The 20,801-nt window shown below is 63.7% G+C and carries 15 protein-coding genes and 1 pseudogene; 5 read left to right on the forward strand and 11 right to left on the reverse strand.

Annotated elements, in window-relative coordinates; all coding sequences use genetic code 11:
- Window positions 1–29: 29 nt before the first annotated feature.
- A complete protein-coding gene (locus NYR97_RS06765) occupies window positions 30–1,277 on the reverse strand; it encodes a putative peptide maturation dehydrogenase (RefSeq protein ID WP_316697207.1) in 1,248 nt (415 codons plus the stop codon).
- 93 nt (window positions 1,278–1,370) lie between these two features.
- Between NYR97_RS06765 and NYR97_RS06770 the strand changes: the two genes are divergently transcribed.
- Entirely contained in the window at window positions 1,371–1,709 is a 339-nt protein-coding gene (locus NYR97_RS06770; protein ID WP_205393301.1) for an NHLP-related RiPP peptide, read from the forward strand.
- Here NYR97_RS06770 and NYR97_RS06775 read toward each other — a convergent pair.
- From NYR97_RS06775 to aceB, 4 genes are all read right to left on the reverse strand, one after another.
- Window positions 1,649–4,300 carry a putative peptide modification system cyclase gene (locus tag NYR97_RS06775; RefSeq protein ID WP_316697209.1) on the reverse strand — a complete coding sequence of 884 codons (2,652 nt, stop codon included), beginning with the start codon at window positions 4,298–4,300 and terminating at the stop codon, window positions 1,649–1,651. The genes NYR97_RS06770 and NYR97_RS06775 overlap by 61 nt on opposite strands.
- 3 nt (window positions 4,301–4,303) lie before the next feature.
- The gene (locus NYR97_RS06780) at window positions 4,304–5,380 is read right to left on the reverse strand and encodes a GGDEF domain-containing protein (RefSeq protein WP_006450098.1); all 1,077 of its coding nucleotides are present in this window, start codon (window positions 5,378–5,380) and stop codon (window positions 4,304–4,306) included.
- Window positions 5,381–5,635: 255 nt separating this feature from the next.
- Window positions 5,636–6,931: an isocitrate lyase gene (aceA, locus tag NYR97_RS06785; RefSeq protein WP_316697210.1), complete on the reverse strand. Its 1,296-nt coding sequence runs from the start codon at window positions 6,929–6,931 to the stop codon at window positions 5,636–5,638.
- A 192-nt stretch (window positions 6,932–7,123) separates the two neighbouring features.
- Complete coding sequence (aceB, locus tag NYR97_RS06790) at window positions 7,124–8,740, reverse strand: malate synthase A (protein WP_316697211.1); 1,617 nt, start codon at window positions 8,738–8,740, stop codon at window positions 7,124–7,126.
- Window positions 8,741–8,859: 119 nt separating this feature from the next.
- Between aceB and NYR97_RS06795 the strand changes: the two genes are divergently transcribed.
- Together NYR97_RS06795 and NYR97_RS06800 are read left to right on the forward strand one after the other, a co-directional pair.
- Window positions 8,860–9,816, forward strand: coding sequence for a LysR family transcriptional regulator (locus NYR97_RS06795; protein ID WP_316697212.1), 957 nt, complete (start codon window positions 8,860–8,862; stop codon window positions 9,814–9,816).
- A 397-nt stretch (window positions 9,817–10,213) separates the two neighbouring features.
- Entirely contained in the window at window positions 10,214–11,476 is a 1,263-nt protein-coding gene (locus NYR97_RS06800; RefSeq protein ID WP_316697213.1) for a cation:proton antiporter, read from the forward strand.
- Between the two features lie 17 nt (window positions 11,477–11,493).
- Here the strand turns inward: NYR97_RS06800 and NYR97_RS06805 are convergent, their stop codons facing one another.
- Window positions 11,494–12,126 (reverse strand): TetR/AcrR family transcriptional regulator, encoded by a 633-nt coding sequence (locus NYR97_RS06805; RefSeq protein WP_316697214.1) that lies wholly within the window; start codon window positions 12,124–12,126, stop codon window positions 11,494–11,496.
- Window positions 12,127–12,226: 100 nt separating this feature from the next.
- On the opposite strand from NYR97_RS06805, the gene NYR97_RS06810 reads away from it, so the two are divergent.
- Both NYR97_RS06810 and xopN read left to right on the forward strand, forming a co-directional pair.
- Window positions 12,227–13,318 carry an MBL fold metallo-hydrolase gene (locus NYR97_RS06810; protein ID WP_316697215.1) on the forward strand — a complete coding sequence of 364 codons (1,092 nt, stop codon included), beginning with the start codon at window positions 12,227–12,229 and terminating at the stop codon, window positions 13,316–13,318.
- Window positions 13,319–13,706: 388 nt separating this feature from the next.
- Window positions 13,707–15,866: a type III secretion system effector XopN gene (gene xopN / locus NYR97_RS06815; protein WP_316698071.1), complete on the forward strand. Its 2,160-nt coding sequence runs from the start codon at window positions 13,707–13,709 to the stop codon at window positions 15,864–15,866.
- 127 nt (window positions 15,867–15,993) lie between these two features.
- Here the strand turns inward: xopN and dcp are convergent.
- From dcp to arfB, 5 genes and pseudogenes are all read right to left on the reverse strand, one after another.
- A pseudogene (gene dcp, locus NYR97_RS06820) lies at window positions 15,994–18,163 on the reverse strand (peptidyl-dipeptidase Dcp).
- A 106-nt stretch (window positions 18,164–18,269) separates the two neighbouring features.
- Window positions 18,270–19,280 carry an isoaspartyl peptidase/L-asparaginase family protein gene (locus NYR97_RS06825; protein ID WP_316697216.1) on the reverse strand — a complete coding sequence of 337 codons (1,011 nt, stop codon included), beginning with the start codon at window positions 19,278–19,280 and terminating at the stop codon, window positions 18,270–18,272.
- Between the two features lie 82 nt (window positions 19,281–19,362).
- Window positions 19,363–19,623: a hypothetical protein gene (locus NYR97_RS06830; RefSeq protein WP_316697217.1), complete on the reverse strand. Its 261-nt coding sequence runs from the start codon at window positions 19,621–19,623 to the stop codon at window positions 19,363–19,365.
- An 82-nt stretch (window positions 19,624–19,705) separates the two neighbouring features.
- A complete protein-coding gene (locus NYR97_RS06835) occupies window positions 19,706–20,335 on the reverse strand; it encodes a lysophosphatidylcholine acyltransferase (protein WP_115037099.1) in 630 nt (209 codons plus the stop codon).
- Window positions 20,336–20,337: 2 nt separating this feature from the next.
- The gene (arfB, locus tag NYR97_RS06840) at window positions 20,338–20,769 is read right to left on the reverse strand and encodes an alternative ribosome rescue aminoacyl-tRNA hydrolase ArfB (RefSeq protein WP_023902157.1); all 432 of its coding nucleotides are present in this window, start codon (window positions 20,767–20,769) and stop codon (window positions 20,338–20,340) included.
- Window positions 20,770–20,801: the final 32 nt, after the last annotated feature.

Raw genomic sequence — 20,801 nt, forward strand, 5'->3', positions numbered from 1 at the left:
CACGGAGCACGGAGCACGCATAAATTGCCTCAACGCACGATAGACGTCTCGAGGCCCGATGCTTGCTCGCTACTGTTGCCCGATCCTCCGGAAGCCTCTCGATCAAGACTAATCGACCACACTGCGCCAGCAGGATCCAGCTCGGTATTTTTCATTTCCTCGGCACGCCAACCGAAGCCGCAGATGGCCAACGGGCCATCCTGCAGGCCATCCAGGCCTAGCGCGTGTTCGATATCCACCTCGTTGATTGCCGAGGTGACAAACGCTCCCAGCCCCAAATCGGTCGCGCTCAAATAGAGCGTCTGTGCAATATGGCCCACGTCCAGAATCATTGCGCGGTAAGCCTTGGCATGGTTCCGATATTTCCAGAAGCTGCGTAAAAACCGCGGCGCCAGAATCAACAGCACCGGCGCATCGGCAAACCAGTGCTGCCCCGACACTGCCTTGCGTGCGAATTCCGCGAGCGGCTGTGCAGGCGATGGCAAGGGGTGCAATGCATGGTCGAGCGGGCGGTAGTGATACAGGCCACTTGCCATGCCCTCGACCCGCTGTACCAGCAGATAGGTTTCGGTGGGATGCAGGCTGCCTCCCGATGGCACTGGCTTCTTCAAGAATGCGGTATCGTGCCCCACCTCGATCCGCGCGCTCGCCATGACGCTGCGTTCGAGCATCTGGGCCAATAATTCGCTTGATAGCGGGCGCCGCGTATCGAAATTGCGGCAGGTCACGCGCCGCGCCAGTAGTTGATCGAACGTACCCGGCGTTGCGCGCGGCAACGCTATTCGGGCTTCGGCGCCTCCCTCGCCACGGCTAACGACCTCTGCCGGCGGCGCACCAAGGCGCTCCACCATGCCTTCTGCAGTCGTCAGACCTTGCGCCTCCATCGTCGCCACGCTGTCCTCGCCTTTCCAACGCGCGAAGCGGTGCCACAACGCAGCCAATGGCCACCAGCGCTGCTGCTGCACCCGCTCGTCATTGTGGCGATGCGCTGCATGCTCCGGTTGATCGCTGATCACAAGCCCCCGCTCGATCAACCCATCGAGCCAGGCCGGTGGTGGCTGCATCTGATCGATCGATCGCCAGCGCGTCGGGCTCAACTCGCTCAGCCACTCGCGCTCGGCTGTGCCGACGTCCACTTCTGCATCGAGATGCGGCGCCAGTGCCAGCCATCGTGCGCGACGACGCAGTCCATCGCCGCCAGCAAGCAAGTGAGCAAGATCGAACACCGCATCGTTGCGGAGTTCGAAGAACAGCGTGGCACAGCGACGGATCTGCATAGGAACATCTCAAGGACGCATGAGCATGGTCGATATTGTGTCAGCTCTCCTGTCACACCACGCACCACACACCCTCATTCTGCAGGCAAGACCATGACCGACTCAGCCGATAACGCACATCCTCCGCTGGATGCATCCATTGCCGACAAGCTGCTGGAGCTGCTGTCCAGCGACGACGACTTCCGCGAATGCTTTCAATGTAATCCGGCTCAAGCGCTTGCCCGGATTGGCGCAGCCGGTGCGAACGCCGACGACAGCGTGCCCAGCATGGGAGAGCCATACTTCTGCATGACCACCAATCAGCTCGCCTCGAAGGAAGAGATCGCGCTGGCCCGTACCGAGTTGCATAGCTACCTGACCCAGAACGCCAATCACACCGTGATCTTTGCCTTCGAATCGGAGAGCATCCGTTCTACCCGGGTGCGCAGGTAAGCGGGCAAACGCGACACAGGCCACGCACGTACAAATGCCTGCGCCTGTTCGCGTGCCTCGTGGGTGCGGCCGAGTGCATGCAACGACTCGGCCATCCAGAGCTGTGCCAGCCGCGCATCGGCCACATTGAGTGGCTGCAGTGTTTGTGACGCGTTCGCCTCGATGTAAGCGCGACCTCGGCGCAGGGATAACCAACGCGCTTGTTGCAGCGCTTCGGCATGCCGTCCGCTGTCGCTCAGCAGCGCATACAGCGCAACGCGTGTCTGGAAGAGGGTGTCGTCACCGACTGGCAGATGCGCAACAGCCGCCGCACGGTCACCCGTCAGCGCAAGATGTTGGGCTTCGACAATCGCGCGAAGGTCGGCAAGTACCGGCGTTTCATGTACCAGCGCCGGCTTGATCGCCTCAAGCGCGCGCGCGGTCAGACTATCGTCGCCGCTGCGTTGTGCGTGGCTGGCCACGATCAAGACCATCGCTGCATTGTCCTGCTGGTTCGCCATCGCCAACCTGTCGTCGGTGACTGCTGATGTCAAGCGATCGAACGTCGGCTTCAGCTTGGTTGGGGTGGCCGGATCGGTTAGGGCGTCCGTCGTCAACGCAATGACCAGGAACTGCCGATAAAGGAAATCGTCGGCCTGCTTGCTACGCGTCAGAGCTTGCGCAATGGAAGCGCGCGCAGCCATCCAGTCGGCCTGATCGATCGCAATACTGGTGCGGTCGATCAACGGCACCACATCGTCGTTGACATAACCGCTCCTCACGATCGTATCGAGCGCTTGCTGTGCTTCGGCGTAGCGATTCAGTGATGCCAACGCGCAGGCCCGCCGCCTTAGCGGACCTGCGCGATCAACGTCGTCAGGGACAAAATACTTTAATGCGGCCTCGGCTTTTCCCTGAGCCAGCAAGATGCGTCCAACCCGATCCGTGGCGATCGCACGTAGTGGATCCTGCGGAACATCGGCTGCCTGCGCATAGGGAAGCGCCTCGGCAAAGCGATTGGCAACGAATAGATGCCAGGAGGCATTGGCGGTTCCAGCGAAGTTATCCGGGTACAGCGATGCCAGGGTTCGCCACAGCGGCAACGCTTTCTCGGGCGCACGCAACTCGGCCGCCCATGCATCCAGATAGAGCTGGTCACGCTCCGGCAAACGCCGGCGGAAACGGATCGCTTGATCCAGATACGGCAGCGCGCCATCGCGGTCGGAGATGGCGACCTTGATGCGTGCTGCGCCCAGATAGGCCAAGGCAAATTCCGGGTCGATGCCAACCGCGCGCTCGAAGAGTTCCATGCCTTGGCTCCACTGGCCTTTCACCGTGGCGTCGACGCCAAGGGCATAGGCACGCAATGCATCCAGGCTTGAGGTGGTGACGGCGGGCAATGGCACCGAATGCTTGTCGATCGAAGCGACAACTTCGCCAAGTCCCTGCCTCAACTTACGGGTGACCTGATCTACGGACGACAGCGCGGACGGTAAGCCATCGCCTTGCACAAACTCCGAGTACACCGTGGTCTGCGTGCGTGGATCCACCAACTCCACACTGAAGCGGAGCTTGCCCCCAATTTCGGCCACAGTCGGCAGAATGACTGCACTGGCGCCATCGCGCATGGCCACTTCCGAGGCGATGGCACGATCGACGACAACGCTGTCCGGATCGCGTTTCATCCGGGTCATTGTGTCGCGCACTTTCATATCGCTCAGGACATTGACGTAGCGCGACTGCTCCAGGCTGATACGTAGCGCCTGCTCCAGCGAACTGTCGAGCAGCGTATTGCCCGTCAGATTGCGCAAGTCGCCCACCACCACCCAGCCGCGTTCGGCGAAAGCGATCGCGGGCTCGGCGCGAGTGAAAAACCACACCGACACACAGACAGTGACGACCAACAAGGTTTCCGCCAACAGCGCTGCCGGCCGGCGCCATAACGGAATATCCCGCCAGGCCTTGGGCGAATGCCTGGGCGCGCGCAGCGGCGTGAGATAGATCTCGCCGACCTCGTAAATCTCCATTGGAGTAGGCACGCCCTTGAAGCGCCAGCGACCGTGGGATTTCCACAACAGTCGCTCAGCATGCGTGCCCAATTCGCGCGCAGCGCGATGCGTCAACGACTCGGCCACCGCCGAGATCAGGATCTGCCCGGGCCGTGCCATCGACATCAGGCGGGCGGCGGTGGGCTTGGCCAGGCCTTCCACTTCCAGCGGTTTGGCACCGATGCTCACCGCTTCGTCGCTGTTGCGCCAGGTCAGCACTTCGCCGACGTGCAGGCCCTGGCGCGCGCATAGCGTCAGCGCGCGGGCATCGCCCATCGCCTTGAGTCCACGTGCGTAATCCAGTGCGAAGCCCAGGCCATCGATGGGGCGATCGAACAGCAGCAGCAGCCCATCCGAGCGGTCGATCAGACGGCCGCGCCATTGCTGCTGCAGTTTGACCACCAGACGGTCATGCTCGCGGAACAATGCGGCGGCGGCGTTGTCACCGATACGTTCGACCAGTGCAGTGGAATCGCATAGATCGGTCAACAGCAAGGTGCGCAGACGCGGCGCCTGGATCGCTTCCGACGACGCATCCTTGCGTGCGTGGGTGCGCGTGCTCATTGCTCAGTGATTGCCAGAGGCGAGCGTGTTGCCCGATACCAGCGTGCTACCCGGCGCAGGTGCTTCGTGCATGCACAACACGTTACCGCCCTGCCGCTTGGCCTGGTACAACGCGCTATCGGCCAGCGTGTACCAGTCGTTCCATGCCGCATCCGCATCGATCATGCACAGGCCGAGACTGACCGAGCAGCCTTGCTCGCTCTGGGTGTTGCCCAGGCGTGCTTCCACCGCGCGCACGATGCATTCGCCGATGTGGTGCATCAGTTCCCGCGTGCCTTGCGCAACCAGCACGCAGAATTCGTCGCCTCCCAGCCGACAGGCCAGATCGCCATCGGCGATCACCGAGCGCAGTGCATGGGCAACGTTCTGCAGCACACGGTCGCCGGCCAGATGACCGAACTCGTCATTGATGCGCTTGAACCGGTCGCAATCGATCAGGATCAGGCCCACACCGGGCACCGCGCCGGAACGCCGACATTCCTGCAGATGCAGCGCCAGACCGCGGCGGTTGTGCAGGCCGGTGAGCTCGTCGGTGCGACTCAACTCTTCGGTGTGGTTGAGTTTGTGCGAGGTGACATAGAGATTGTCCAGCGCCGCTTCCAGATCGTGGTTGCGACGGCGCAGCTGACGGATCAGCAACTGCTCGTTGTTGACCACGCGCACGATGGAGCGGCGCAGAAAATGCGCCACCATCGACGGGTCGTGATCGACCAGGCGCTGAAAATCGTCGTGGGCCAGTTCGATCAAACGGCTGTCGGTGGAGGCACTGGCGCCGGCACTGCGTGCGTGGTCGCCGATCAACAAGCCGAGTTCGCCGAAGAATTCGCCCGGGCCCAGATGCTTGAGCATCAGGTCCTCGCCAAAATCCAGATCGATCTGGCCGCTGACAACGATGAACATCTGCGTGCCCACGGCACCACGCTCGAACAGCGCCTGGCCCGCCGCCAACTCGCGCGCACGGCCGAAGCGGGCGAAAAACGCCAGCTCTTCGGCAGTCATCAGCGCATGCAGCCCGTCGGACAACGTTTTGGCAACGCCTCCAGTCGGTTCGACCGCGCCCGCAGTGTTGTGGCAAGTCATCCAGATTCCCTTAGGCCGGCCTACAACGTTAGCCCATGGACAAATCCTACAGGACCCCTTTGTTCAGCACCAGGTCACACTATTTCTCACGGATGAAGAGACGGAATGACGGGTATGAGGTGAAAAAAAAGGGCCCGGTTTCCCGAGCCCTCTCCCTCCCGAGCTGCGCATGGCGGCTTGCTGCAGGCTAAGAGCGGCTAACAAAGACTACTGCGCGGCCGCCAAGTGGGCGCTCGCTACGTTTTGTTAGTCGCTCTAAGCCGCTTTTTCACTATGAAACTGCTCTTCCTCGGTCGACCCACGCAGCGCGGTGGTGGACGACTGCCCCTGCTGAATCGCCTGCGTCACCGCGTCGAAGTAACCGGTGCCCACCTCGCGCTGATGCTTGACTGCGGTAAAGCCCATGTCCGCCGCTGCGAATTCGGCCTGCTGCAGCTCGACGAAGGCGCTCATGTGGCGGCGTGCGTAGCCATGGGCCAGGTTGAACATGCCGTAGTTCAAGGCGTGGAAGCCGGCCAGGGTGATGAACTGGAATTTATAGCCGTAGCTCGCCAGTTCGGTCTGGAATCTGGCGATGGTGGCGTCGTCCAGGTGCTTTCTCCAGTTGAAGCTCGGCGAGCAGTTGTAGGCCAGCAATTTGCCGGGGAACTTGGCATGGATGGCTTGGGCGAAGGCGCGCGCGAATTCCAGATCCGGCTTGCCGGTCTCGCACCAGATCAGATCCGCATACGGTGCGTAAGCCAGCCCACGGCTGATCGCCTGATCCAGTCCGTTGCGGGTCTTGAAGAAACCCTCGACAGTGCGCTGCCCGGTGGTGAATGGCTGATCGTTGGCATCCACATCGCTGGTGATCAGATCGGCCGCTTCGGCATCGGTGCGTGCGATCAACAGCGTCGGTACGCCCAACACATCGGCCGCCAGACGCGCGGCATTCAACTTTTCGATCGCCTCACGCGTGGGCACCAACACCTTGCCGCCCATGTGGCCGCACTTCTTCACCGATGCCAGTTGATCTTCGAAGTGCACGCCGGCCGCGCCGGCTTCGATCATCGCCTTCATCAGCTCGAAGGCATTGAGCACGCCGCCGAAGCCGGCTTCGGCATCGGCCACGATAGGCTGCAGGAAGTCGATGTCATCGTTGCCTTCGGCGTGGTGCAATTGATCGGCACGCAGCAAGGTGTTGTTGATGCGCTTGACCACCGCAGGTACCGAATCGGCCGGATACAGCGATTGATCTGGATACATCTGCCCGGCCAAGTTGGCATCGGCGGCGACCTGCCAACCGGACAGGTAAATCGCCTTCAAACCGGCCTTGACCTGCTGCATCGCCTGATTGCCGGTCAACGCGCCCAGCGCATTGACGAACGGCGTGGTGTGCAGCGAGGCCCACAACTTGTCCGCACCCAGCCGTGCCAGCGAATGCTCGACATGCACGGTGCCGCGCAAGCGCACCACATCGGCGGCGGTGTAGTTGCGGGTGATGCCGGTCCAGCGTGGGTTGCTGGCCCAGTCCTGCTGGATCTGTTCGGCGGTCTGCAGTGTGTTGCTCATGGTGCGTTCTCCTGACAGGGATACGGCGGATGCAACGAGAAAGGAATCGCGCGGTGTGCTGTGCGCGGGACATGGCATGGCCGTCGTTGCGCGTGGGCGCAATCGGGCGGTGTGCAGTGTTGACGTAGTGCGTTGCGTTGATGGGTTGCAGCGACAGCACGCGTGCTGTGGCCTGTCGCTGCAGTGGATAGATCAATCGATCAATCGATACGCCGGAACGGTGAGGAAGTCGGCCAGTTCATCGGCGCGGCTGAGTGTTTCCAGCAAGGCAATGGCGTCGTCGATGCGCGCAGCGCCAGGCAGTGCATTGGTCGCTCCCAGGCGTGCCGGCAGCGCACTCAACGCGGCCTGCAATAACTGCTGATCGATGGCAGTGCCGTCGTCCAGATGCTGGCCATGATGCAGCCACTGCCACAGCTGCGCGCGGCTGATTTCTGCAGTGGCGGCGTCTTCCATCAGGTTGTGGATCGGCACGCAGCCATTGCCGTCCAGCCAGGCGGCCAGGTAGCGCACGCACACTTCCACATTGCCTTCGAAACCGGCGCGGGTGACGTTGCCCGGCGAGGGGGCGATCAACATGTCGCGCGTCACCTGCACATCGTTGCGCAAGACGTGATGCTGATGCGCAGTGGGCATGTGCTCGTCGAACAATTTCATCGCCACCGGGATCAAGGCCGGATGCGCCACCCAGGTGCCATCGTGCCCGGCCGTCACTTCGCGCAGCTTGTCGGCACGCACGCGCGCCATCGCCTGCTCGTTGGCGGCTTCGTCGTGATTGATCGGAATCTGCGCGGCCATGCCGCCCATCGCATGCGCGCCACGGCGATGGCAGGTCTTGATCAACAGCTCCGAATACGCCTTCAAAAACGGCTGGGTCATGGTGACCTGGCCACGCTCGGGCAGCACGCGGTCGCGATGCGCGCGAAAGGTTTTCAGATACGAAAAGATGTAATCCCAGCGCCCGCAGTTCAGCCCGACGATGCGGTCGCGCAGCGCGTGCAGGATCTCGTCCATCTCGAACACCGCCGGCAGCGTTTCGATCAGCACGGTCACCTTGATCTGCCCATGCGGCAGGCCGAGCATCGCTTCGATATGCGCCAGCGCGGTCTCCCACAGCGCGGCTTCTTCCATGCTCTGCAGCTTGGGCAGGTACAGATACGGGCCGCGGTCCTTGGCCAGCAGCGCGCGGCCGTTGTGGTAGGCGAACAGGGCGGCATCGAACAGGCCGCCGGCCAGCGGCTGCCCATCGATGAGCACGTGCTTTTCATCCAGATGCCAGCCGCGCGGGCGCACGATCAATACCGCATGTTCGGCTTCCGGGCGCAGCGCGTAATGCTTGCCGTTGGGCGCATCGAAGCTGAGATCGCCGCGTACCGCAGCAGCCAGCGTGCGTTGCCCGGCCAGCAGGTTGCGCCAGGTTGGTGCGGTGGAATCCTCGAAGTCGGCCATGAACACCTTGGCGCCGGAGTTCAGCGCGTTGATGACCATTTTCGGATCGGTGGGGCCGGTGATCTCGACGCGGCGATCCTGCAGCGCCGCCGGCAGTGCGGCCACGCGCCAGTCGCCGGCGCGGATGGCGCGGGTGTCGGGGCGGAAGTCCGGCAACTGGCCGGCGTCGAAGTCGGCCTGCCGCACCCGCCGCTGGGCCAGGCGCTGCTGGCGACCGGGTTCGATCGCCCGGTGCAGCGACACAAGCAACGCCAACGCGGCGGCTGGCAGGAGTTCTGCCTGGCCGGCCATCTGCGTGGTCAGCGACAGACCGGGCGTGGCGCGTTCGATCGGGCGTGGGGCAAAAGCGGTGGCAGACATGTCGGGGAGTCCTTGTGCATCCGGACTTGCACCGTGCGCCGCCAGCAACTATTTGACAAAGCAGTTTTATCAATGCTGTAAATAAGCCAGACTTATACTGAAGTGCGGCGACTGCTAAAATGGCGCCAACCCCTCGATTTTCCTACAAATCCGACCGGCTCAAGCCACTGCGCGCGTTTTGTCAGACAGTGCGATTAGGCTCCGTCTCACGGGCGGCTGAGGCGCTTTACGTCAGCCAGCCGGCGGTGACGCTGCAATTGCAGGCGCTGGAACGCGACCTGGGCGTGGCCTTGTTCGAGCGCTCCGGGCGCCGGATGACACCCAGCCGCGAGGGCCAGCTGCTCTACGACATGGCACTGCCGCTGGTGGAAAGCCTGGACGGCCTGGAAGCGAGCTTTCGCGAGAAGGTGCGCGGGCTGGATGCGGGCGAGCTCAATATCGCCGCCAACAGTTCCACCATCCTGTATCTGCTGCCGCGCATCGTGGCCAACTTCCGCGCGCGCCATCCGGACGTGCGGCTGACCCTGCACAACGCCATCAGCGCCGACGGCACCGACCTGCTGCGCGAGGATGCGGTGGACCTGGCAGTGGGCTCGATGCTGGACGTACCGGCCGACCTCAACTACGCGCCGGTGTATCGCTTCGAACAGCTGTTGATCACCCCGCCCGATCACCCGCTGGCAAGCAAGCCCAGTGTGACGCTTCAGGATCTGTCGCCGTATCCGCTGATCCTGCCGCCGCGCAGGCAAGTGACCTATCGACTGGTCGATCTGGTCTTCCAGCAGGCACGCGTGCCCTACACCGTGGCCTTGGAAGTGGGCGGTTGGGAGGTGATCAAGCAATACGTTGCGATGGGCATGGGCATTTCCATCGTCACCGCAATCTGCGTCACGGAGGCCGACCGCGACAAACTCGCCACCCGCTCGCTCAAGGACTACTTCCCTACGCGCAGCTATGGCGTGGTGGTGCGCAAGGGTAAATATCTCTCGCCGCAGGCACGCGCGTTTATCGAGCTGATCCAGCCGGATCTGTTTACCCCGCGCGGGTATGACGAAAGTGGCGATTCGGAGCGGTGAATTTCTGCTGCGTGCTGCGTGCTGCGTGCGTGTGAGTTGAATCATGTCTGACCTTGCTCGACAGGGATTGCGCATGAGTTCGTCATGCATCCTCCATCGAGGTTGCAGTGTCCGGCATGGGCGTCGCCATTTCGAGGCGTCGCTCGATCAAGCCGTGCAAGTGCAAGGAAGACAGCACAGAAGATCGGTTCCTGCATGCACTACCGGCCACTCCGCATCGCGCAGAGTTTTTGCCGGCTCGCTAGCACTGCACGGCATTTACCGTCATAGACTAGGCCGATGCTGCAGGCAGCAACGCATTGCAGTACCAGCCGGTCGGTCCGGGAACGGCTGACCACAGCACAGCAGTCCCGCACTACTGGGGCGGGCCAACTCAACCGATGCAAAGGCTGACGCAATGAATCCGACCACGTTATTGCTGGTGCAGTTGGCGGTGATCCTGGGCCTGGCACGTGCATGTGGCGCGTTGCTGCAACGCTTCGGGCAGCCGCCGGTAATCGGCGAGATGGCGGCCGGCTTGCTGCTGGGGCCGATCGCATTCGGCGCATGGCTGCCGGACTTGCACGGGGTGTTGTTCGCCTCCAACAGCCTGCCGCCGTTGTCCGGCTTGGCCAACATCGGCGTGGTGCTTTTCATGTTTATCGTGGGCGTGGAGCTGCGCGCGCCGGAAGGCACCACCGCGCAGGTGCGTGCGTCGATCCTGGTGGGCTTGTCGGGCATCGTGCTGCCGTTGTTGCTTGGCCTGGCCGCAGCACCTTGGTTGTTTGCGCGCTTTGCACCGCAGGGCATTGGTTTTTGGCCGTTCGCGTTGTTCATCGCCGCGGCGATGTCGGTCACCGCGTTTCCGGTGCTGGCGCGCATCCTCAAGGACCGCAACCTGACCCGCACGCCTGCGGGCCGGTTGGCATTGGGCGCGGCGGTGATCGACGATGCCACGGTGTGGATTTTCCTGGCGCTGGTGCTCACGCTCACCGGTAGCGACACACATGGCGGCGTCGGCTTCACTGTGGCCGGCGCGTTGGCGTTGATCGCGGTGGTGTTCGGCCTGTTGAAACCTGCATATGCGCGTTTGCTCAAACCGCGTGCGCGCGATGGAGGCTATGCGCCAACTGCGCTGGTGTGGGTGCTGATCGGTTTACTGGCCTGCGCTGCAGTGGCCGAGTGGATTGGCTTGCATGCGATCTTCGGCGCGTTCCTGTTCGGAATCTGCGTGCCGCGCGATGACCGCTTGCTGGAACACCTGGCCGGGCGCATCGAGCCATTGGCGATTACCTTGCTGATGCCGGTGCTGTTTGCGGTCGCCGGCCAGGCCACCAGCCCGGGCGTCTTCGTGGGCGCCGGCATCGCCGGCTTCGCGCTGGTCGTCGGCGTGGCGGTCACCGGCAAGCTAGTCGGCTGCACGCTGGGCGCGCGCCTGAGCGGTCACGATTGGCGCGACAGCCTGACCGTGGGCTCGCTAATGAATGCGCGTGGCCTGATGGAGCTGGTGGTGATCAAGATCGGCCTGGACAGCGGCGTGATCGGGCCGGATCTGTTTACGCTGCTATTCGGCATGACCCTGGTGACCACGGTGATGACCTCGCCGATGGTGGCCTGGTTGCAACGCGGCCGGCACACGGCCAACGCCACCGGGCTGGGAGCAAGTCACTGGCCGCATTGACGATGCGGCGCACGCACTCACTGGTGGCCGTACAGCCCCAGGAACATCGCTACCGCCGATTCGGCCACCTGGGTCTGTTGCTGCGGTGACAGCGGCGGCTGGCCCATGGTGAGCTGCGGCCAGAACGCGAAGCCTTTGATCAGCGCCTGCAACTGCTGTGAGGCAAAGTCAGCGTCCACGCCTGCCAGCCGGCCGTCGGCCAATGCGGCGCGCAGCCAGGTGGTGGTGCCTTCTTCCTTGCTGCCCAGCTGCGATATCAGTTCGCGCGCACGCGTCGGCGAGTGGATGCCCTCGGCGATGGCCACGCGCGACAGGTCGATAAACGCCGGGTCGTCGAGCAGGCGCAGCTTTTGCTGCAGGAGCTGGATCAACTGCGCGCGCAAGGGCTGATCGGGCCGGTAGGCCAGGTTTACCGCGTCGGCGCTGCGCTGCCACAGCCCGCGCAGGATCTCGCCAAATAGCGCGTCCTTGCTGGGGAAATGGTTATAGACGGTGCGCTTGGACACGCCGGCCGTGGCCGCCACGCGGTCCATGCTGGTGGCCTCGAACCCGTGCTGGCGGAACTCGGCGATGGCCGCCTCGACAATGGCGTGGCGCTTGCGGTCGGTGAGCCGTTGCTGCGCCGGCGCCGCGTCGGATGAACTGGACATGGTGCAATGTTACACCGCTCGGTTTACATTCCCCAAGATAAAACTACACTGTGTAGTGTAATTACAGCGCCGGCATCGCCGGTTCGTCCGCCCCCCACCGATGGATAGCGTCGTGCCCACCCAGTCCCGTCATCTGCCACGCACCGCCTCGCATGCCGCCTCACCGCAGTTCCGCAATGGCCGCTTCCGCAACGCACTGCCCACCCGCCTGAGCCAGCCCGGTGTGCTGGGTGGCTTGCGTCTGTTGTGGGAGGTGCTGTTCAACAAACCCACGCACACGGTGCCGTCGCAGGCGCTGCCGGTGCTGCCGCTGAGCGCGGCGCAGTTGCGCGACGCACCCGACCACAGCCTGTTCCGGCTCGGTCATTCCACGGTGCTGATGAAACTGCGTGGCGGCCTGTGGCTGACCGATCCGGTGTTCTCCAAGCGCGCCTCGCCGTTCGCGTTTGCCGGGCCCAGGCGCTTCCACGCGCCGCCGATCGCGCTGGACGCACTGCCGCCGCTGGCCGGCGTCCTGCTGTCGCACAACCACTACGACCACCTGGACCGCGCCACCATTGCCGCCCTGGCCGACCGTGTCGGAGTGTTCGTCGCGCCGCTGGGCGTGGGCGACCTGCTGGTGCGCTGGGGCGTGGACCCGGGCAAGGTGCGGCAGCTGGACTGGTGGCAATCGGTGGAGGTGGGTGGCCTCACCCTCACCGCCACGCCGTCGCGGCATTTTTCCGGCCGCGGCCTGTTCGACCGCGACCGCACGCTGTGGTGCTCTTGGGCGATCCAGGACGCCGACCTGCGGGTGTTCTTCAGTGGCGACGGTGGCTATGGCCCGCACTTCAAGACAATCGGCCAGCGTCTGGGGCCATTCGATGTGGCGCTGATCGAAAACGGCGCCTACGACCAGATGTGGCCGGACGTGCACATGCAGCCGGAGCAGAGCCTGCAGGCGTTTATCGATGTCGGCGGGCGCACCTTGCTGCCGATCCACAACGGCACTTTCGATCTGGCCATGCATGTCTGGTCCGAGCCGCTGGAGCGCATCGTGGCGCTGGCCGACGCCGCCGGCGTTGCCCTGGCCACACCGTGCATGGGCGAACGCGTGGATTTGAATGCCCCCGACAACCGCGTGCGTTGGTGGCGACAGGACGCTGCGACGCAGGCGTCGGAAGGGGTTGGTGGCGACCCGGTAATTGGCTGAGGCATGCCGACTCGTTGCCATCAGGTTTTGATGGCGCACCACGCACGCAGATACGCACGGAGGCCGTGACGCGTGACGGCCTCCCCAATCCTGCCAGGGGAACGCGGCGCACCCGATTGGGGATTCGGATGCAGCGACGTCAGTTCTGTTGTCCGGCAAAGATGGGCCTCGGCAGTTTGATTCAATCCTCGCGCAGTGCGGTCCGCCTTTTGGGATTTCATCTCTGATAACGGTTGCGTCGCGTGGTTGAAGGCGGTGCTTCCTTCGAGCCATGGCGACCATGCTGCCCCTGGACAATGCACCCAGCTCCAGGGTGGTAGACGATCTCATTTCTCGGCACCGGCCATTGATCGATGCCGCCACTGCATCAAGCACCAGGAGAAATCTGATGAAACCTGCTGCATCCGCCAATCCGATCAATCGCCCCGTGTCAGTGTCAACTGCGGGCACCCATGAGATCGAGGAAGAAGCATCCCCGCACGCATCGCCTAGCCATTCGTCTGCCCAGCCCGAGGGCGCATTGAGCATGCTCTCGCGCCGTCCGAGCAAGCGCGGCAAGGAGCCCGCAGACGCCGCTGCGCACGCATCCCAGACGGCCAGCCACGTGAACGTGGTTGATCTGCAGGTGTCGCAGCCTGCAACGTCGTCAAACCCCGTCACGACGTCGCTGGTGCGACTCAAAGAGCAATTGGCTGCCGACAAGCAGCGGCCGGTCGAGCCGCAATTGGCCGCCGAACTCGTCAACAAGATGAGGCCGATGAAATTGCCAGATGCCACCGGCCCGCAGGAACGCGCAGCAACACATGCTGATCTGTTGGGCCGCATCCGCGAAACGGATGCGATGGCTTGGTACAGGGCTCAGGGATTGAGCGAAAACGAGGTTTCGAACTTGCGGCGTACCGCATTGCTGTCGGGCATGCCCAACCCCACCGGCAGCTTCCTCAACAATGCAATGCAGTACATCGTCTCGCCCTGGATCAACTACGCGACCCGTCAGCCATGGGCAGGCGCCGGCTTCGGCTTTGCGACGGCAGCGATCGCCGCGCCCATGAATGCGGCACAGCAGTCGGCGGTGGTCAGCCTGTGCGAATCCATCCGCGAGCATGGGGGGCACGTCATCGTTCCGGACAAGGATCAGATCAACGACAGGCATTGGCTGCCGGACCTTGCGCAGGCGCTGGAAAGCCATATCGAAACATTCAGCGAGTGCTGCGACAAGTTCCGCGTACTCAAGCAGGCCGCAGACCAGAACCCCGCAGCAGCACCAACTGCCGAGCTCTCCGCCGCTGCCCGGCAATTGCTGCAAGCCGAAGCGCGCCTGCATCAGGCCCAGCACGACTTCGTCATGACCCAGGGCGCGCACCAGCGGCAATGGATGGGCAATCGCTGGCAGGCTGTCCCGCGTATCCTGCGGTCGCCATTGGCGGGCACGCTGGGCCTGCTCAGCAAGACCGGCGCAATGCGGGCGCTGTCGCCGACCGCGCAGACCGTCGGCGCCCTGCTGATGACCGCTGCGCAGCATGTGGCTGCCGGCTTCGACGAACAGGCAAAACAGGATTACAACAACAAGCTCAATCTGCTGTACGCCGATGTATTGACCGACACCGGCAAGTCGAAACTTGCACGTGGCGAGCCAGTGGCGGCGGAGGAGATCGATCAGGGCAAATTGCGCAAACTGATTCAATCGCCTACGCAGGCGCTGGTGAAACGTGTCACCAACGGACTGACGGCGATGGAAAAGGCACTCAAAGCGGAACTGGCCGCGTCAAGCTCGACGCAGGCGACGACAGGCGACGACGACCTGGATCTGGAAGCGGGCCACGGCGCCGGCCCCGCGAAGGCACTGAAATTGCTGAGCCAGGATCTGCAAGCCTTGCGCGAAGGCAGGCTGGACGAACTCGATCCGGGCGGCGTCGCTGCAACGCTGCTGCTCGGTGCCGAGAAGTCTGTGGTATCGGACCAACTGATCGGCGATATCGTCAAGAAGTACACCTTGCGCGAGTTCTCGGCACAGACCGCCCAACGCATTGGCCAGATGTTTCATCTAGGCGTGCTGGGCAGCGCGGCGTCCTCGGTGATCGGCAAGGCCAGCTCCGCGGCGCAGGGAGGAACGCGCAACGTGCCAATCCCGCAGACGTTGGCAATTTCCGCCCTGTCAGGAGGCATGGCTGCAGTCGGCGCGCTGAATCAGCACACCGCCATCACTGTCAAGAACAACCGCCGCGAGGGCGAGACAGACATCGGATTGAAGCAGCAAGTATTGCGCGGCGTAATGGGGGGCACCAACGAAGCGCTGTCCCAACGGCGGGCAACCAAGGCGAGTCGAGCCATCAATGCGCTCGTGCAAAACAGCGATGTGGAAGAGTTCTTGAGTCAAGCCAAAGCGCTCACCCAGCAGTCCGAGGCCTCGTCATCTGCGGCTCATGCCACACCCTCGCTGACCCTGCCGGAGGCGGTGGAACAGCTGCGTCCAGGCGTGGCGTCCGCATCGCAGTCGCACGAGGTGATCGTGCAGATCGGAGACGATCGGGCAACGCCGCCTGCCTGATCCGGCGCCCACTATTGCAATTCATCTACTGCGATGCATCAAAAACCACGTAAGCAAACGGGATGGCGCAAGGCCATCCCGTCTTGGATCATCGCCGGCATCCGCGTGCGTCGTGCACGCGGGTGTCTCACTCGGTCAAACCGCGATTTTCCAGCAGCGCCTTGACGCTGGGATCTTTGCCGCGGAAGTCGCGGTACAGCGTGGCAAGGTCCACGGTGTTGCCGCGCGAGAGGATCTTGGCGCGGAAGATGTCGCCGTTCTTGCGATCCAGGCCGCCGTTTTCCTTGAACCATTCGAATGCGTCGTCGTCGAGCACTTCCGACCAGAAGTAGGCGTAATACCCGGCCGAATAGCCGCCGCCCCAGATGTGGTCGAAATAGCTGCTGCGATAACGCGGCGGCACTTCGGCCAGGTCGACCTTGAAGCGCTTCAACGCGTCGGCTTCGAACTTGCTCACGTCCTGCAACGACGCGTCGGCCGGCTGGGTGTGCCAGGCCAGATCGAGCAACGCGGCCGAGAGATATTCGGTCGTTCCGTAGCCGCTGTTGAAAGTCTTGGCCTTCTTGATCTTCTCCACCAGCTCGGCCGGCATCGCCGCGCCGGTCTGGTAGTGCTTGGCGTAGTTGGCGAAGACCTTGGGATCGGAGGCCCAATGCTCGTTGAACTGCGAGGGGAACTCGACAAAATCGCGCGAGGTGCTGGTGCCGGCGATCGAGGGGTACTTCACCTTGGAGAACATGCCGTGCAGCGCGTGGCCGAACTCATGGAACAAGGTGGTGACGTCGTCGAAGCTCAGCAACGCCGGCTGGCCGGCGGCCGGCTTGGTGAAGTTGCAGACGTTGTAGACCACCGGCTTGGCGCCAGTGAGGCCGTCCTGTTCGACGAACACGTCCATCCAGCCGCCACCGGACTTGCTGTCGCGCTTGAAGTAGTCGGTATAGAACAGCGCCATCGAGGTGCCGTCCGCGTCGAACACTTCATACACCTTCATGTCCGCGTGATAAGTCGGAATGTCGGTGCGCTGCTTGAAGGTGATGCCGTACAGCTGCGTGGCCGCGTAGAAAACGCCGTTCTGCAGTACGTTGTCCAGTTCGAAATACGGCTTGATCTGCGACTCGTCCAGGTCGTACTTGGCTTTGCGCACCTGCTCGGCGTAGAAGTCCCAATCGGACGCGGCCAGTTTGAAGCCACCCTTCTGCGCGTCGATCACCTTCTGCATCTCGGCCACTTCGCGGCGCGCCTTGGCAGTGGCGGCCGGCACGGTGTCGGTCAGCAGCTTGAGCGCGGCGGCCGGGGTCTTGGCCATCTGGTCGCCCAGACTGTAGGCGGCGTAGCTGTCGAAGCCGAGCAGCTTGGCCTTTTGCGCGCGCAGAGGCGCCAGGCGCTAGATGGTCTGGCGGGTGTCGTTGGCATCGCCCTTTTCCGCGCGCGTTTCCGAGGCCTTGAGCACCTCGGCGCGCAGCTGGCGGTCCTTCAACGAGGCCAGCACCGGCTGCTGGGTGGTGTTCTGCAAGGTGAGCAGGTACTTGCCATCGAGCTTGCGCGCCTTGGCCGCATCGGCGGCGGCGGCGATATCGCCCTCGCTCAGGCCATCGAGCCTGGCCTTGTCGTCCACCACCACCGCACCGGCGGCCGAGGCGGCAACCAGACGGGTATGGAACTGGGTGGAGAGCGTGGTCTCTTCGATATTGAGCTTGCGCAGGCTGGCCTTGTCGGCATCGGACAGCTGCGCACCGGCGCGCACCAGCTCTTCGTAATCGCGCTCGAGCAGACGCTTCTGCTCCGGGTCCAGGCTCAGCGTGTCGCGCTGGTCGTAGAGGGTTTTGACGCGTGCGAAGAGCTTGGGATCGAGATTGATTTCGTCCTGGTGCGCAGCCAGCTTGGGCGCGATCTCTTCCTGGATCTTCTGGCGTGCGTCGCTGGTATCGGCCTGCACCAGTCCGAAGAAAATGCGCGATACGCGCGAGAGCGTTTCGCCATCACGCTCCATCGCTTCGATGGTGTTGTCGAAGGTGGGCGGTTCGGGGTTGTCGGCAATGCTGCGGATCTCGGCCAACTGCAGACGCATGCCTTCTTCGAAGGCCGGCAGGTAATCGCTGTCCTTGATCTTGTCGAACGGCGGCGCCTGGAACGGCAGCGTGCTGGGGGTGAGCAGCGGGTTCGGCGCGGCATCGGCGGCCGGGGTGGCGGCGGTCTTCTCGGGCACGGTGGTGGACTCCTTACCGGACGAATCTTTTCCAGAACAAGCAGCCAGTAGCCAGGGTGATGGCAGCGGCCAGAACGACGGTACGCGACATGGCGTGTGATTCCTGAGTCGGTAGAGCAGCCGGTCACGCTAGCGGGTTTGCGGGCCGCTGGCATGTGCCGTTGGATTGGATGGACGGGTTCGGTTGAGGATGTGCGCTACAACGTCTCGTCCTTGAAGATCGCCACGTGCGGGGTGCCATCGGCGCCGATCCAGCCGCGATACATGCCCTCGGTGTTGAACGGGAACGCGGCATTGCCCTGCGCATCCAACGCGATGGCGCCGCCGTCACCACCGGCCTTGGGAATCTCCTGGTCGATCACTGCTTCGGCCGCCTGTTGCAACGACTGGCCGGCGTATTTCATGCGGGCGCAGATGTCGTAGGCGGCCACCGCGCGGATATAGAACTCGCCCCAGCCGGTACCGGACACCGCGCACTGGCTGTTGGCATAGGTGCCGGCGCCGATGATCGGCGCATCGCCGACGCGGCCATAGCGCTTGTTGGTCATGCCGCCGGTGGAGGTGCCGGCGGCCAAGTGTCCTTCGCGATCCAGCGCCAGCGCACCGACAGTGCCGAAGTGCTTGGCGGTTTCCAGATCGAGTTCGGCCTGCACCTTGCGGTCGCCGGCCTCGGCCTTGAGCGCTTTCTGCAGTTGCTGCCAACGCTTGTCGGTGCGGAAATAGCTCGGGTCGACCAGGGTGATGCCTTGCTCGCGCGCGAACTGTTCGGCGCCGTCGCCGACCAGCATCACGTGCTTGGAGCGGTCCATGACGCTGCGCGCCAGCTGGATCGGGTTCTTGACCGTGTGCACGCCGGCAATCGCGCCGGCCTTGCCGGTGGCGCCGTCCATGATCGCCGCATCCAGTTCGTTCTTGCCGTCATGGCTGAACACCGCGCCGCGCCCGGCGTTGAACTGCGGGGCGTCCTCCAGCACGGTGATCGTAGCGGCCACCGCATCCACTGCGCTGCCACCGCGTTGCAGCACCACGTGACCGGCTAGCAGCGCGCGTTGCATCGCCTCGCGCGCCTGCGCCTGTTCGTCTGCAGACAGGCCGGCTTTCTCCACGCCGGCGCCGCCGTGGATCACCAGCATCGGAGTGGCCGCCAGCGCCGGGCCGGTACACAGCAACAACGACAGGCACAACGCGCGAGCGCACAAGGCGATCATGATGCTTCCTCACGGCGTTACGTAGTGTTAGCCGCTCTGAGCCGATGCACGCCGCGCCGAGTTTCGGCAGCGCGCATTAGCATTAAAATGAAGTGTCGGGCATCGGCGGGTCTGGGTGAATGTAGAGTTTCTCTGCCCATGGCCGCACGTCCAAAAAGTAACGCACGCCGCAGCCTTTACAGGATGCGGGATGTTCCTCGTCGCTTCCGCGCTGGTTTTCGAGTGAAACAGCGACGATAGGGTGCCCGCATGTGAAACAGCAGAACGCCACGTTGTTGCCGTGAGCATCTGCGTCGATCTCGTTGCCGAGTGCATCCATGACGAGGAAGGCGGTGATCTTCATGTGTGCATGAACCTCGATCGCTTCTGATGGGGCCCAGCAATGGCTGGAAGGCGCATCGACACCTCCCGGCGCTTACCGCCGCTCACAGCGTATCGCGATGCTTGCCGCGCCACGGCCGGTACCAGGTGCGGATGGCGGCGATATCGGCGGCCATGTCGGTGCCGGTCCAGAACGGCTCGCCGATGCCCACGGTCTTGCTGGGATAGTCGAAATACACCGGCAGGATCGGCACCTTGGAGTCGGAGGCGATCTTCCAGAAGCCCGCCTTCCAGTTTTCCACGCGCTTGCGGGTGCCTTCGGGGGTGATCACGTACCACATCTGCTCGGAGTTACGGATCAGCCGCACCGCCTGGCCGATGGTGCCCTGCGGCGAGCTGCGGTCCAGCGGGATGGCGCCCAGCTTGCGCAGCAGCGGGCCCAGCGGCCACCAGAACAACTGCGCCTTGCCCAGCACGCGCACATCGAAGCCCAGCGCGAACTTGGCCGCAAAGCCCACAAAGCCGTCCCAGTTGGACGAATGCGGGGCAACGATCATCACCAGCTTGGGTTCGTCGGGCAGCCGCCCGAGCAGGCGCCATCCGGTCAGGCGCAAGGCGGTGCGGCCCAGCCAGCGGCCGAAGCGGCCGTGCGCACGCGGCATTCTGGGCGGGGCTGACTGCAGCAGGATGTTGGCCTGTGTTACCGGTGGCAACGACGGGTCGGTGTGACTCACGCTTACTCCCAGTGGGACGCAGAGCGTCCACGCTTGATATGGCTGCGCTCACGCTTGGCATCCAGCCGCCGCAGCTTGGCCCCATGACTCGGTTTGGTGGCGACCCGGCGCTTGGGCACCGACAGGCACGCATTGATGATTTCGACCAGCCGCTCGCGCGCATCCTCGCGGTTGCGGTCCTGGGTACGAAAGCGCTGCGCGTCGATCACCAGCACGCCCTCGGCGGTCATGCGGCGGTCGCGCCGCGACAGCAGCCGTGCGCGCAGGGGTTCGGGCAGCGACGGCGATCCGGCCACGTCGAAACGCAGCTCCACCGCGGTGGAGACCTTGTTGACGTTCTGCCCACCGGCGCCGCTGGCGCGCACGAAGCGTTCGACGAGTTCGCTGGGCGGAATCGTCAGGCTGGGGGTGATCTGGATCGGGTCGCTGGCCATTGTCCGGCGATTGTATCGGCAGCGGCGTGGAC

Origin of the sequence: Xanthomonas hydrangeae (genome assembly GCF_032697525.1) — a bacterium.
In the GTDB taxonomy this organism is placed as follows: Bacteria; Pseudomonadota; Gammaproteobacteria; order Xanthomonadales; family Xanthomonadaceae; genus Xanthomonas; species Xanthomonas hydrangeae.